Annotated in this window: 10 protein-coding genes; 8 read left to right on the forward strand and 2 right to left on the reverse strand. The window is 71.3% G+C overall.

All coding sequences use genetic code 11. The annotated features are described in order from the left end of the window. Positions 1-657 precede the first annotated feature (657 nt). The 3 genes from ACGFNV_RS05040 (at position 658) to ACGFNV_RS05050 (ending at position 6,447) form a co-directional block, all read left to right on the forward strand. A complete protein-coding gene (locus ACGFNV_RS05040) occupies positions 658-3,192 on the forward strand; it encodes a SpoIIE family protein phosphatase (RefSeq protein ID WP_393619413.1) in 2,535 nt (844 codons plus the stop codon). Then, the gene (locus ACGFNV_RS05045; RefSeq protein WP_393619415.1) at positions 3,189-4,274 is read left to right on the forward strand and encodes a sugar ABC transporter substrate-binding protein; all 1,086 of its coding nucleotides are present in this window, start codon (positions 3,189-3,191) and stop codon (positions 4,272-4,274) included. The genes ACGFNV_RS05040 and ACGFNV_RS05045 overlap by 4 nt, the downstream gene beginning before the upstream one ends. A 109-nt stretch (positions 4,275-4,383) precedes the next feature. Continuing rightward, positions 4,384-6,447 carry a discoidin domain-containing protein gene (locus ACGFNV_RS05050; protein WP_393619417.1) on the forward strand — a complete coding sequence of 688 codons (2,064 nt, stop codon included), beginning with the start codon at positions 4,384-4,386 and terminating at the stop codon, positions 6,445-6,447. Positions 6,448-6,465: 18 nt separating this feature from the next. Here the strand turns inward: ACGFNV_RS05050 and ACGFNV_RS05055 are convergent, their stop codons facing one another. Then, positions 6,466-8,118 carry an NAD-dependent malic enzyme gene (locus tag ACGFNV_RS05055; protein ID WP_393619419.1) on the reverse strand — a complete coding sequence of 551 codons (1,653 nt, stop codon included), beginning with the start codon at positions 8,116-8,118 and terminating at the stop codon, positions 6,466-6,468. 68 nt (positions 8,119-8,186) lie between these two features. Further along, positions 8,187-9,572 carry a Tat pathway signal sequence domain protein gene (locus ACGFNV_RS05060; RefSeq protein ID WP_393619421.1) on the reverse strand — a complete coding sequence of 462 codons (1,386 nt, stop codon included), beginning with the start codon at positions 9,570-9,572 and terminating at the stop codon, positions 8,187-8,189. A 274-nt stretch (positions 9,573-9,846) separates the two neighbouring features. On the opposite strand from ACGFNV_RS05060, the gene ACGFNV_RS05065 reads away from it, so the two are divergent. The 5 genes from ACGFNV_RS05065 to ACGFNV_RS05085 all read left to right on the forward strand — a co-directional run bounded on the left by ACGFNV_RS05065 (position 9,847) and on the right by ACGFNV_RS05085 (position 14,249). Beyond that, positions 9,847-10,350: an SRPBCC family protein gene (locus ACGFNV_RS05065; protein WP_393619423.1), complete on the forward strand. Its 504-nt coding sequence runs from the start codon at positions 9,847-9,849 to the stop codon at positions 10,348-10,350. A gap of 30 nt (positions 10,351-10,380) precedes the next feature. Beyond that, a complete protein-coding gene (locus tag ACGFNV_RS05070; RefSeq protein WP_393619425.1) occupies positions 10,381-11,646 on the forward strand; it encodes an aspartate aminotransferase family protein in 1,266 nt (421 codons plus the stop codon). Between the two features lie 98 nt (positions 11,647-11,744). Continuing rightward, positions 11,745-12,791, forward strand: a complete 1,047-nt coding sequence (locus ACGFNV_RS05075; protein WP_393619427.1) for an SDR family oxidoreductase — start codon at positions 11,745-11,747, stop codon at positions 12,789-12,791. A 31-nt stretch (positions 12,792-12,822) separates the two neighbouring features. Beyond that, the gene (locus ACGFNV_RS05080; protein ID WP_393619428.1) at positions 12,823-13,275 is read left to right on the forward strand and encodes a hypothetical protein; all 453 of its coding nucleotides are present in this window, start codon (positions 12,823-12,825) and stop codon (positions 13,273-13,275) included. Then, complete coding sequence (locus ACGFNV_RS05085) at positions 13,272-14,249, forward strand: bifunctional lysylphosphatidylglycerol flippase/synthetase MprF (RefSeq protein WP_393619430.1); 978 nt, start codon at positions 13,272-13,274, stop codon at positions 14,247-14,249. Before ACGFNV_RS05080 ends, ACGFNV_RS05085 begins: the two co-directional genes overlap by 4 nt. Positions 14,250-14,253 lie beyond the last annotated feature (4 nt).

A 14,253-nucleotide genomic window follows, 5' to 3' on the forward strand; every position in this document is an offset into this window, starting at 1 on the left:
TGGAACGGGGGCCGCGGCGGGTCGGACGGGCGCGGGTGCGATGCGCTGCGAGGGCGCTCGCGGTGACGGCCCGCCGCCCTCGCACACCTGCGCGCGGCGGCTCGGGCGGTCGCGGCGCGGCGTCACCCACCCCGGCGGGGTGGGGCCTTCGCCCGACCAGCCCGGTACAGTCGGCTCCCGCATCGAGCATGGCGCCTTCCGGCCTCCTCACCGAGCCACGCGTCGACCACGTCGTCAGTCTTGCACCGGGCTCGATGATCTGCGAGCGCAGCGGCACGGCCCGCCGACCGGCCCTGCGGTGACCCTCGCACGGGCGCGAGTGGAGCCGTCCGGTCGGCCCCTGGTCGGCCTCGCGGCGGGGTCGCTCCGGGGGCTCGGCCGGCCCGTGGTCGCCCGGCTCGGCGGCGGAGCGTCGTAGATGAGGGGGTGCCTCGGTCCCATGGGCCCGCGACCCGGACGTGCGGCGGGCCCGTCGCACCTGGGCGAGTGGGCGCGGCCGATCCGGCCTCGTGCTGTTCCGTCGCCGTGAATCGCACCTGTGCCGCGGAAAATCGCACAATTCTGTCCCGTTAGTCCGTTTATGCGATTCTTGTGTATGGGTACCCCGATCTCATCCTGTCGGCACCTGGCGGCATGGACGGGAGGTAGGTTGCGCACATGCCTCATGACGGCCCTGTCCGGGCCGGAGTCTCGCAGTCGCGAGTGTCCGAGGCCGGAGTCGTGGACACCGGTTCACCGCTCTCGGCGCCAGAGGCCGCCGTGAGTGACCGGGCCCTGGCCTTCGCCGGAGTCGCGCTGGCGGCGCTCTACGTGCCCGACGCCGGGGGCGCCGAGCTCCTGCTGGCGGAGACCACCGGATGCGCCACCGCCGACTACGGGCTGCCTCAGAAACTGCCGCTGTCCGGAGACTCACCCGCCGCGCACGCCTTCCGCGCGGACCGGCCCGTGTGGCTGAACCCCGCCGCCCTCGCCTCCTACTCCGAGGGTGGCCCGACACCGGCCAGGGGAGACGTCTCGTTCGGTGCGCTGCCCCTCGGGTGGGAGGGCGGACGGCTGGGCTGCCTCGTCGTCGTGGGGTCCTTCTCGGGCGGCTTCGAGGCCGAGCAACGAGGCTTCCTCGAGCGGTACGCCGACGCCCTCGCCGACCTGCTGCACCCCGTGAACGGCCGCCCCGCGGCGCCTCCGCTGCTGAGTCCGGCCCTGCGCGGCCTGCGTGTCGGCTCCTTCGTCCTGGTACCCGACACCGGCTTCATCGAGGCCGACGAGACCCTGCTCGACCTGGTCGGCATCACCCCGGACGACTTCGACGGCAAGGCCGACACCCTGCTCGCGCACGCCCTCCCGGAGGACATGCACGCGCTGATGTCGGTCCTGGAGCCGTCCACCCAGGCGTTCGGAAGGCGGGAGCTGGAGTTCCGGGTCCGCCGCCCCACCGGCGAGATGCGCTGGCTGAGCCTGAGCTGCCGGGTCGCCGCGGGCACCGACGGCCGGCCGGAGCAGGTGCTGGGCGTGGTGACCGCGACCTCGGTGCTGCGCCGCAGCGCCGACGACGTGTCCAGGATCCAGTGGCTGACCGCAGCGCTCGACGACGCCGCCACCGTCCGCGACGTCAGCCGGGTCGTGGTCACCGCGCTGCGCGAGCCGCTGGGCGCCGACCGCGTGGCGCTGGCCGAGTTGCAGGACGACCGGCTCATGGTGACCGTGCTCGACCCGCCGCGGCCCGAGGCGTGGCCGGAGATCTGGCGTTCCGAGTGGCGCTCGGAGTGGCCCGACGCCCCGGTCAGCGGCCTGCCCACCCTGCAGATGGCGCTGCGCGACGGACGGATGGACCTGTGGCCCGCCGGTACGGTCCTCGAGTCCGGCCTCGCCGGCATCGGCAGCGGGGGACTGGCCGTCCTGCCGCTGCCCGCCAAGGGCAGGATCGCCGGAGTGTGCCTGGTCGGCTGGGACCAGCCGCACGAGTTCGTCCCCGAGGAGCGCTCCCTGCTGACCGCCACCGCGGCACTGGTCGGAGAGGCCCTGCAGCGGGCGCACGCGCACGACGCCGAGCAGGAACTCGCCACGATGCTCCAGCGCAGCCTGCTGCCCCGCCGCCTCCCCGTGCTGCCCGGCGGAACGGCCGTGGCCCGCTATCTGCCCGCCCGGCGGGGCCTTCAGGTGGGCGGCGACTGGTACGACGTCATCGCGCTGTCCGAGTACCGCGTCGCGCTGGTCATCGGCGACGTGCAGGGACACAGCGCCGGAGCCGCGACGATCATGGGTCAGATGCGGACCGCGGTCAGGGCGTACGCGGTGGAGGGCCACCCGCCCGACGTGGTCGTCTCCCACGCCAACCGCCTCCTCGTCGGCATGGAGACCGACCTGTTCGCCACCTGCTGCTATGTCGAACTGGACATGGAGGAGGGCAACACCCTCTTCGTCCGGGCCGGGCACCTCGCACCGCTGGTACGCCATCCGGACGGCGCCACCGAGGAGGTGCAGGTCGAGGGCGGGCCCCCGCTGGGCATCCTCGCGGAGGCGGAGTTCCCCATGACCGCCGTGGCCCTGGCCCCCGGCACGGTGCTCGCCCTGGTCACCGACGGCCTGGTCGAGGCCGCCGACCTGCCCCTGGACGAGGGCATGGACCGCACCCGCGCCGCGCTCGCCGCGGCCGACCCGGCCGATCCCGGGCGCATGGCCGACGAACTGCTCGGCGAGATCGGCCGTCGTGAGGACGACGTCGCCCTGTTGCTGCTGCGCTACGACGGCATGGAGAGCCGGCCGATACGGTCCGGCTGGGCGGTGTGGCGACTGCCCGACGCCGTCATGCACGCCCGCCGCTTCACCGCGCGCACCCTGCGCCGGTGGCAGGCCGAGGAGGCGTCCGACGCGGTGCTGCTGGTCGTGTCCGAACTGGTCACCAACGCTCTGGTGCACACCCAGGGCCCGGTCCGCGTCGATCTGATGCTGCGCGGGGACCGGGTGCGGGTCAGCGTGAGCGACTCCTCGCCGCGGGCGCCCGCCAAGCCGGTGATCGTCGACTGGGAGTCCACCGGCGGCCGCGGCCTGCTCCTGGTCGAGGCGATGGCGGAGTCCTTCGGCACGGTGCCGGTGGCCGGTGGCAAGCAGGTGTGGAGCGAGATCGTCGTACCGCGCGGCGAGCCGACCCCGGCGGAGACCGGGCCCCGGAGGAAAGGCTGGGATCTGTCATGAGGTCCCGTGTGTGGCAAGGGTTCGCGGCGCTCGTCGCGGGGCTGCTGGCGGCGTCCCTGGCCGGCTGCGGCGGAGACGACGGAGGCAAGGGCTCGGACAGCTTCACCGTCGGCCTGCTGCTCCCGAACCGGTCGACCCCGCGCTGGGAGCGGTCCGACAAGCCGCTGATCGAGAAGCGGGTCAAGGAGCTCTGCCCCGACTGCACCGTGGAGTACGCCAACGCCGACGGCGACGCGGCCAGGCAGCGCCAGCAGATGGTCTCCATGATCACCAAGGGGGCCAGAGTCCTGATCCTCGACGCCGCTGACACCAAGGCGCTGCGCTCCTCCATCCAGGAGGCCCGCAAGGAGGGCGTCCCGGTCGTCGCCTACGACCGGCTCGCCGAGGGCCCGATCTCGGGCTACGTCACCTTCGACGGCGCACAGGTCGGCCGGCTCCAGGGCGAGGCGCTCCTGAAGGCCCTGGCGGAACGGGGGAGGGGCGAGGACGTCGTCATGATGAACGGCGACCCGGTCAGCGCCAACGAGGCCTGGTTCCGCAGGGGCGCGCTCTCCGTCCTCACCGGCGAGGTGCACATCAGGCGGTCGTACGAAACCCAGGGCTGGAGCACGGAGAACGCCCACACCAACATGTCCGCGGCCATCGCCGCGCTGGGCCCCAACCGGATCGACGGCGTCCTGGCGGCCAACGACGACATCGCCGCCGGTGTCATCTCCGCCCTCAAGAGCGCCCGCGTCCAAAGCCTGCCCCCCGTCACCGGACAGGACGCCGACCTCGCGGCCGTGCGGCGCATCGTCAAGGGTGAGCAGTACATGACGGTGTACAAGCCGTTCGAGGCGGAAGCGGACGCGGCCGCCGCCATGGCCGTGGCACTGGGCCGCGGCGAGGACCTCCGTGACATCGCAACGACGACGTTCGACACCCCCACCACCCGGCGCGTCCCCGCCGTCCTGCTCACCCCGCGCACGGTGACGGTCGACAACATCGGGCAGACCCTCGTCAAGGACGGCGTGTACACCGTGAACCAGATCTGCGCCCCGGGGCTGCGCGCGGCCTGCGAGAAGGCCGGGCTGGTCTCGTAACAGGCCCACGAGAACGGGAAGTTACCGCGAAGTATTGACGCGGCATCCGGCAACCGTGATCCTCGTCCCACACCTTGTGCCGCTCATGACAATCCAAGGGACGTGGGTAGTGACCGACGCTCGACGCCCGTACCGCAGCCGCAAAGACGTCACCCTCGTCTCGCTGCTCCTTCTCGTGCTGACCATGACCCTCGGCCCCACGCCGAGTTCGGCCGCCGCGGCCGACTGGTGGACACCCACCGCACGGCCCGCGCCGGACTCGCAGATCAACGTCACGGGCGAGCCCTTCAAGGGAACCAACTCCGCCGGTGAGGTACGCGGGTTCGTCGACGCGCACGACCACCTCTTCGCCAACGAGGCCTTCGGCGGACGGCTCATCTGCGGCAAGACCTTCTCCGAGGCGGGCATCGCCGACGCCCTCAAGGACTGTCCCGAGCACTACCCGGACGGCTCCCTCGCGGTCTTCGACTTCATCACCAACGGCGGCGACGGCAAGCACGACCCGAACGGCTGGCCCACCTTCAAGGACTGGCCCCGGTACAACTCGCTGACCCACCAGCAGAACTACTACGCCTGGGTCGAGCGCGCCTGGCGCGGCGGCCAGCGGGTCCTCGTCAACGACCTCGTCACCAACGGCGTGATCTGCTCGATCTACTTCTTCAAGGACCGCGGCTGCGACGAGATGACGTCGATCCGTCTCCAGGCGAAGCTGACGTACGACCTCCAGGCCTACGTCGACAAGATGTACGGCGGCACCGGCAAGGGCTGGTTCCGGATCGTCACCGACAGCGCACAGACCCGACAGGTCGTCGAACAGGGCAAGTTGGCCGTGATCCTCGGCGTGGAGACCTCCGAGCCGTTCGGCTGCAAGCAGATCCTCGACATCGCGCAGTGCGACAAGGCCGACATCGACAAGGGCCTGGACGAGCTGTACGCGCTCGGCGTGCGCAGCATGTTCCTGTGCCACAAGTTCGACAACGCCCTGTGCGGCGTCCGCTTCGACGAGGGCGGCCTCGGAACCGCCATCAACATCGGGCAGTTCCTGTCGACCGGCACCTTCTGGAAGACCGAGAAGTGCACCGGCCCCCAGCACGACAACCCCATCGGCGGGGCCGCCGCACCCGAGGCCGAGGCGAAACTCCCGGCGGGGGTCGACGTCCCCTCGTACGCCGCGGACGCCCAGTGCAACACCCGCGGGCTCACCGACCTCGGCGAGTACGCCGTGCGCGGCATGATGCAACGCAAGATGATGCTCGAGGTCGACCACATGAGCGTCAAGGCCACCGGCCGGGCCCTCGACATCTTCGAGGCCGCGTCCTACCCCGGAGTCATCTCCTCGCACAGCTGGATGGACCTGAACTGGACCGAGCGGGTCTACGGCCTCGGCGGCTTCGTCGCCCAGTACATGCACGGCTCCGAACAGTTCGCCGCGGAGGCGAAGCGCACCGACGCCCTGCGCGACAAGTACGGCGTCGGCTACGGCTACGGCACCGACATGAACGGCGTCGGCGGCTGGCCGGCCCCGCGCGGCGCGGACGCCGCCCACAAGGTCACGTACCCCTTCAAGAGCGTCGACGGCGGATCCGTCATCGACCGGCAGACCACGGGTCAGCGCACCTGGGACCTCAACACCGACGGAGCCGCGCACTACGGCCTCGTCCCGGACTGGATCGAGGACATCCGGCTCGTCGGTGGCCAGGACGTGGTCGACGACCTCTTCCGCGGCGCCGAGTCCTACCTCGACACCTGGGGCGCGTCCGAGAGGCACCAGGCCGGCGTCAACCTCGCCAAGGGCGCCCCGGCGACGGCGAGTTCCTCCGAGTCCAACCCGTTCACGAGCTACGCGCCGGGCCGGGCCGCGGACGGCGACACCGGCACCCGCTGGGCCAGTGACTGGAGCGACGACCAGTGGTGGCAGGTCGACCTGGGGTCCACGAACCTCGTCGGACGGGTCACCCTCGACTGGGAACGCGCGTACGGGAAGTCCTACCGCGTCGACCTCTCCACGGACGGCGTCCACTGGCACACCGCCTGGTCCACCGCCTCCGGCGACGGCGGCCTGGACACCGCCAGGTTCGCCGGCACACCGGCCCGCTACGTCCGCGTCCAGGGCCTGGGCCGCGGCACGGACTGGGGTTACTCGTTGCGCGAGGTCGGCGTCCACAGCGGCTGAGGCGACGTCAGGTGGGAGTCAGGCGCCCGGCCCGGCGTGGTCCGGCTCCCACATGGCGTCCTGCACCCGCTGGATGACGTCGTCCAGGTCGGCGCCCGCCACCCCGTCCGCGGCGGCGCGGCGCGCGACCGCCGTCGCCACCGTCGCGGACGAGACGCGCAGGTTCCCCACCTGCGGCAGCAGCGGGGCACCGGGCCCGGACGGGTCGGCCAGATCCGCCACCGCCTCGGCCGCGGCCTGGAGCATCCCGTCGGTGACCCGAGAGGCCCGCGCCACCACGGCGCCGAGCCCGAGCCCCGGGTAGACCAGCGCGTTGTTGGCCTGGCCGATGACGTACGTGGTGCCGTCCAGCTCCACCGGCGGCAACGGAACACCGGCCGCGACGAGGGCCTTGCCGCCGGTCCACCGCAGGACCTGCTCGGGATGCGCCTCCATCCTCTCGGTCGGGTTGGACAGCGGCAGCACGACCGGCCGCTCCACGTGCTTCGCCATGGACCGTACGACGTCCTCGGTGAAGGCGCCGCGTACGGTCGACGTGCCCACCAGCACAGTCGGGTGTACCCGGTCGACCACCTCCTGGAGCCCGACCGGCCGGTCGTCCCACTCGTCGTCGGGACGGGCGTACGGCCGCTGGTAGTCCCGCAGCCCCTCGGTGGACCCCAGCAGCAGGCCCTGCCGGTCCACGCACCAGACGCGGGCCGTGGCCTCGTCGTGCCCCAGACCGTCGCGGACCATCGCGTCCCGCAGCTGGTCGGCGATGCCCACCCCGGCCGTGCCCGCGCCGAACACCACGACCCGCTGCTCGCGCATCGGCGTGCCCGAGACGCGCGCCGCGTTCAGCACACAGGCCAGGGCGACGGCACCGGTGCCCTGCATGTCGTCGTTGAACGTGCAAACCTTCTCGCCGTACGTCTCAAGGAGGCGGCGGCCGTTCGCGGGCCCGAAGTCCTCCCAGTGCAGCAGGGCGTGAGGGAACAGCTCCCGCACGGTGTCGACGTACGCGCCGACGAACGCGTCGTAGTCCTTGCCGCGCACCCGGCTGTGCCGGTTGCCCACGTACAGCGGATCGTTGAGCAGCGCCTGGTTGTCGGTGCCGACGTCCAGCACGACCGGGATCGCACGGCCCGGGTGGATGCCGGCGGCGGCCGTGTAGACGGCCAGCTTGCCGACCGAGATCCGCATGGCGCCGACGCCCCAGTCCCCGATGCCGAGGATCTGCTCGCCATCGGTGGCCACCACCAGGTCGACGTCGTCCGGACCCAGCTCCAGCGCCTCGAACGCGGGCCGCACGTCCTGCGGACGGTCCACCGACAGGAACACCCCGCGCGGACCGCGCAACTCGTGGCTGTACCGCTTGATCGCCTCGCCCACCGTCGGGTCGTACACGATGGGCAGCAGCTCGGTGAGATGGTCGGCGAGAAGCCGGTGGTACAGCACCTCGTTGCGGTCGTGGAGCTGCTCCAGGTACACGTTCTTCGCCAGGTCGCCGTCCTGGGAGCACAACTGCTCCCAGGCACGCCGCGCCTGTTGTTCGAGGGAGAGCACACCGGGTGGCAACATGCCCACCAGGCCGTACCTCTGCCGTTCCTCCTCGGTGAAGGCGACGCCCTTGTTGCGCAGTGCGTCGCTCAGCAGGGCGCGGCCGTGAGGTTCGTCGCGGCGCGAGGGCATGGGCACTCCCTCCGGCGGGCGGTTCGTCCGCCCCGGGTTTCCCGGCGCCGCCGAACGCAAACCGACCTTCAGGCTTCCAGCGGGTTGGCGCGGGCCGCTGCCAGCAGGTACCAGGCGGTGGCACCGGTGTGCCGGTAGGGGTAGTAGCCGAACCCGAACCCGGTGTCGAGCGGGCTGCTGGCCGAAACGACCCCGGAACGGTCGGGGACTGCCCTGCCCCCGAGCGTCTGGCCGCCGCCCAGCAGGTCCTGCGCGCGCTCGATGGAGGCGAGCAGGCGTCGGGCCCGGGCCTCGTCCCCGGGCGCGTGCCGGTCGCGCAGGGCGAGTGCCAGGTGGGCCGTGCCCTCGAACCACACGCCGTTGCGGTCGGGCTTGGGTTGGCCGTCGGCGATCGGGGCGTCCTCGTTCGCCAGGACACTCGCGGAGCTGAAGGTCACGCCCTCGTAGGACTGGCCCTCGGGGACCGTGCTGTTGCGGCGGTCGGCCATGTCCACGACGGCGAGGTGGGTCGCCGCCCAGTCCAGCGAGCGGGCGAACGCGGGGGATCGCAGGGCGAGTCGCGTCCAGGTCTGGGTGTCCTCGGGGATCGGGGACCTGTTGATGGTCACGCCGTCGTTGGTGCCGGTGTAGAAGAAGCCCCCGGAGGGTTCCCACATCTTCGTGACGAAGGCCGCGGCCCGCGCGCGCCGTTCCCGCCACACCCGGTCCCCGGTGAGCCCGGCGAGCCGTCCGAAGAGGCCGATCAGGTCGGTGTTGTGCTCGGTCGAGGTGAAGGGCAGCTTCTCGTCGGCGCCGTTGACGCCGAACTTGTAACCGCCGAGGGGCTCGTCGGTGCGGCCGACGCGCTCGATCCACTCGCCGATCCGTACGGCGCCGGTGAGGAAGCGCCGCTTTCCGGTCCGCCGGGCGAGCGCGCCGAGCGCGATGCCGGCCCACGCCATGTCGCCCACCGCCGTACCGGTGAAGCCGAACTGGGTACCGACGTTCGCCGTGCCGTCCGCCCGGACGAACCCGTCCGGCTGCGGCGAACCGTCGTAGAAGGTGTACGGGCCGACGTTGTAGGCCTGGCGCAGTCTGCCGTCGTCGTACACCGGGTCGTGGGCCTGGGCGTAGAGGAGCGCGTCCCCGAGCGCCGTGGCCCGGGTGCGGGCGTCCTCGGTGCCGGAGGCGAGGAGGGCCAGCACGGCGAGGGCGTTGTCGTAGGTGAACGCCGTGCTGAACAGGCCGGCCTGGTCGGTGTAGCTCTGGGCCAGCCGGACGGCGCCGTGGTCCGGATAGGCGTCCGTGGCGGCGGCGAGGAAGGCGTACGCGCGGCGCGGGGCGGTGACGGCGGACGGGCGTTCCGCCGCTCCCGCCTGGCCGGCCCCGGCCGCGGTGAGGGTTGCGGCGCCGACGGCGAGTCCGGTCCCGATGAGCGCGCGGCGGCTGAGCACCGGGCCTTGACTGCCGGTCATGGATCTCCTCGAGGGGTGGGAGAGGTCACCCTGAGAGCGCTCTCGCGGGTGCGCGCTCATTGTGCTGGGGCGGCACGCCCGGGTCAACGTCACAAGTCACCAACCACCGTGCGCTTTTGCTGTCCCATTCGTACATTCCGGGCCTACTTGATTTGAAGCGGAATTCCTTGGTCCACTGTTGACCCGTCATTGATCACCGCTATAGTGATGGACTGTCAAATCTTGCACTTCAGAGACGAGTTCCGGCGCACTTCCCGGCATGTTTGGAGACCCGGTGGACCAGCGAGGGAAGGTCGAGGAGAGCGCTCTCATTTCCGCTCCGGCCGATTCCGTTTACCTGGCCGTGAGTGATGTTCGTCGCATGGGCGAGTGGAGCCCGGAATGTGTCGGCGTCTGGTCTCGCAATCAACAATTCCCGGCCGGATCCCGCTTCATCGGATTCAATCGCCGACGTTTGTGGTTCTGGTTCACCTCCTGTACGGTCGTCCGCGCCGAACGTGCGCGCGAATTCGCTTTCGAGGTACGGACGTTCGGCATGCCGGTGGCACTGTGGGGCTACCGATTCGAGGACCGGGAGGGGGAGAGCCTGGTGACGGAGTACTGGGAGGACCTGCGCAACGGACGCAGCGCCCCGGTCGCCAAGCTTCTCGGCCTTGTCTTCACCGGCACCCCGCCCGCTCATCGCGCCGCCGTCAACCGGGACGGCATGCGAAGGACCCTGGCCAGACTGAAGACCGCGATGGAACGTGGAAATGATCCACGGCCGAGCGGCATATGAAATTCCGCGTTTCAACGGGGGAGTTCACAGATGAACACAGGTTCGTTAGAAGGCAGGCTTTCCGAGGACGACGACGCGATCACCCTGCACCGTAAGTACGTCAGCAGGGGGCGCAGTCAACTGGCATCGATGTTCGGCGGACTGGTCGAGCGGTCCGCGTCCGGAGCCCGTGTCGTGACCACCGACGGGCAGGAATTCCTCAACTGCGGGGGATACGGAGTCTTCTTCACGGGGGCGGGGCATCCGCATATCGTCGCGGCGGTGCAACGGCAGGCGGAACAACAAGCCCTTTCCACCCGCCTCTTCCTCGATCCCGCGGTCGGTCCGGCCGCCCGGGAGCTCATCTCCGTGGCACCGGCCGGGCTCGAGCGGGTCCACTTCGCCGGATCCGGCACGGAGGCCACCGAGACCGCGATCAAGCTGGCCAGGGCGCACGGCAAGCGCCGGCTGATCTCGATGCGGAACGGCTACCACGGCAAGACCCTCGGCGCGCTGACCCTGACGGCGAAGGACCTCTACCAGACCCCCTTCCGGCCGCTGCTGCCGGACGTCACCCACGTCCGCTTCGGTGACGCCCCCGCGCTCGCCGAGGCGCTGCGGGCCGGCGAGGGCGACGCCTGCGTCGTGGTGGAACCCGTCCAGAGCGAGGCCGGCGTCATCCTGCCGCCTCCGGGCTACCTCAAGGAGGTGGCCGCACTGTGCCAGGAGAACGGCGCCTTCCTCGTGGTGGACGAGGTGATGACCGGGCTGGGACGGCTCGGCGCCTGGTGGGGCTGCGACCTCGCCGAGGTCCGGCCGGACGTGCTGCTGGTCGGCAAGGCCCTGTCCGGGGGTGTCGTACCGGTGTCCGCCGCGCTCGCGACCCGGGAGGCGTTCGAGCCCTTCGACGCCGACCCCTACCTGCACACCTCCACCTACTCCGGGGCGCCGATCGCGATGGCCGCGGCCCGCGCCACCGTCGAGGTGATCCGCGACGAGGGGCTGGTCGGCCGGTCCGCCGAGATCGGCGCCCGGCTCCTGGACGCCCTGCGCGGCATCGCCGCCGACCGGGCCCCGGGCCTGGTCCGCGAGGTGCGCGGCGCCGGACTGCTCATCGGCATCGAGCTCGCCGACGCCAGCCAGGCCGGGGAGCTGCTGCTGGAGATGGTCGACCGCCATGTGGTCGTCAACCACTCGCTCAACGCGCATCCCGTGGTCCGCCTCACGCCTCCCGCCGTCATCACACCGGAGGAGGAGGCCCGGCTGCTGGAAGCGGTGGACGGCTCCCTGACGGCCCTGGCGAAGACCTTCTCCTGACCTCGTAGCACCTCTGCGCACCTCCTGCGCCTCGGTGCTCCGTGCACCTGTGCGCACCTCTCCGCGACGGCCCGCGAAGGGCTGCGAAAGGCCTCGACATGACCCTGTCGACCAAGACCGTCCTGCTGACCGGGGGCGCCGGAGTCCTCGGTACGGCCCTCATCCCACAGTTGAAGCACCATCACGTCATCGGCCTGGCCCACCGGCGGCCCCCCGCCGGCTGCGACCAGGTGGTGCACGGTGACGTCTCCAAGCCCCTGCTGGGGCTCGACCCCGCCGCCTACCGCGCGCTCTGCGCCGACGTGGACGTCGTGGTCCACGCCGCGGGCTACGTGAAGTTCAGCGGCACCGCCGAGGAGATGGAGACCCTCAACGTCCAAGGCGCCCGCCACATCTCGCGGTTCGCCCTCGACGCCGACGCCCCGCTGATCCACGTCAGCACCGCCTACGTGGCACGGCTGGAGGAGATCCGCGCGGCCGGCGGCGACGAGGCCGGACGGGCCGGCAGCAGTCCCGCCCTGTACGTGTCGTCGAAGGCGGCCGGCGAGAAGATCGTCACCGACAGCGGCGCGCAGGTCGTGATCGTGCGTCCGTCGATCATCATCGGCGACTCCGTCACCGGCGAGATCTCCGAGGCTCAGGGACTGCACACCTTCGCCCACAACGTTCTGCGCAACCGGCTGCCCTTCGTGCCCAGCGCGCCCGAGGGCCATGTCGACTTCGTCCCGCAGGACGTGGTGGCCCGGGCGATCGTGTCCCTCATGGACGCCGACGTGCGGTCGGGCCAGTACTGGCTCAGCGGCGGCCCGCACGCGCTCACCACCCACCGACTGGTCGAACTGATCATCGAGGAGGCGGCCGCCGAGGGCATCCAGGTCGACCCCCTGCGGGTGCTGGCCCCCGACATCGTCGAGCGGCTGGTGCGCCCGGCCTTCTTCGACGTGGTGCCCGACTGGGCGACCACCCGGCTCGACCGTCTGCTGGACATGACCGCCGTGCTGTTCCACGACTACCCGATCCCCACCTCGCTGGCCGAGATCCCCGGCTGCGAGGCGGCGGCGGACGTCAAGGCCAACGAGGAGGCCTGGCGGGCGTCCCTGCGCCACATGATCAAGAGCCGGTACGACGTCTACGCCTCGGCCTGACCGCCGACGCGTCACGAGCGAGGGAATGACCATGAACGCCGAGCAGGCCTTCGGGCACCGGCAGAACTACCTGACGACACGCGCGGAGTACCTGGGTGCCTTCGGGGTGGCGGCGGTCGCCTTCCTGTGGCACATCGACGAGGTGCGCTGGGGCCCGGCGATCCTGCTGTTCCTCTACATCGACCTCATCGGCTACATCCCCGGCCTGATCGCCTACACCCTGTCCAGGGACGGCCGTATCCACCCGGTGTTCCACGTGCTGTACAACGTGATGCACACCTGGCTCACCGCCGGAACGGTGATCCTGACGTGGGCGTGGCTCGTGCGGCCGGAGTGGGCGCTTCTCGTGGTGCCGCTGCACCTGTTCGGCGACCGGGGGCTGCTCGGCAACTACGCCAAGCCGATCGACCTGCCGTTCGAGCACTTCGAGACCAGCAAGCAGAAGGCGCACCGCGCGCGGCGGGCGGAGGCGCACGCGATATGACCGTCCCCCGACCGGCCGCCCTGGACGGCCTCGCCGCGTACGCCGACCATCCCAGCGGATTCCTCGCGTACAACGACGGGGTCGAGCACTTCACCTCCGACACCGTGCCGGGTGTCGTCGCCCACCGGCGCCGCGGCAACAGCGTCTTCCTCTTCGGCGGACCCTTCGCGCCGCCGGAGCACCGCGCCGACCTGCTGGCCGAGTTCCAGGCCCGGGTGGCCGGCAGTCGGCGCCGCCTCGTGGCGGCGCAGGTGCGGGCGGCGGACGTGGAGCTGTTCACCCGACAGGGCTGGACGGTCAACCAGTTGGGCAGCTCGTACAGCATCGACCTGGGCGCCTTCTCCCTCCGGGGCAAGGCCCTCGCGAAGATCCGGCAGAACATGTCCCGGGCCCGGCGGGAAGGGGTGACGGTCCGTGAGATGTCACCCCTCGACCGGCTCCCGGCGCTGGACGAGATCGACCGCCGGTGGCTGCGCGACAAGGGGTGGCACGTCAAGCGGATGACGTTCCTGGTGGGCGAGCGCCAGGGCCGCGGTGCTCCGCACCGGCGGCTGTTCGTGGCCGAACGGGACGGGAAGGTCATCGGCTACATCACCTACTCGCCCGCGTACGGCACCCGCCCCGGCTGGCTGTACGACCTGACCCGGCGCACCCCGGACGCCTCGGTCGGCACCATCGAGCTGATCAACCACACGGCGCTGGAGACGTTCGCCGAGGAGAAGGCCGAGTGGCTCCACCTCGGACTGACCCCTTTCGCGGGACTCGGCGCCGAGCCGACCACCGCGAACCCCCTGCTGACCCGCATGGTGAAACTGATCGCCGAGCGGGGCGCCTTCGTCTACCCGGCCCGCACGCAGCAGGCGTTCAAGCTCAAGTGGGCGCCCCATGTGATCGAACCCGAGTACGTCGCCTTCAGGGGCGGGCCCCGGCCGTCCTCCCTGTGGCAGCTGTTCCGCATCACCAACGCCATCTGAATCG

It is taken from the genome of Streptomyces sp. NPDC048751, from assembly GCF_043198595.1.
Classification (GTDB): domain Bacteria; phylum Actinomycetota; class Actinomycetes; order Streptomycetales; family Streptomycetaceae; genus Streptomyces.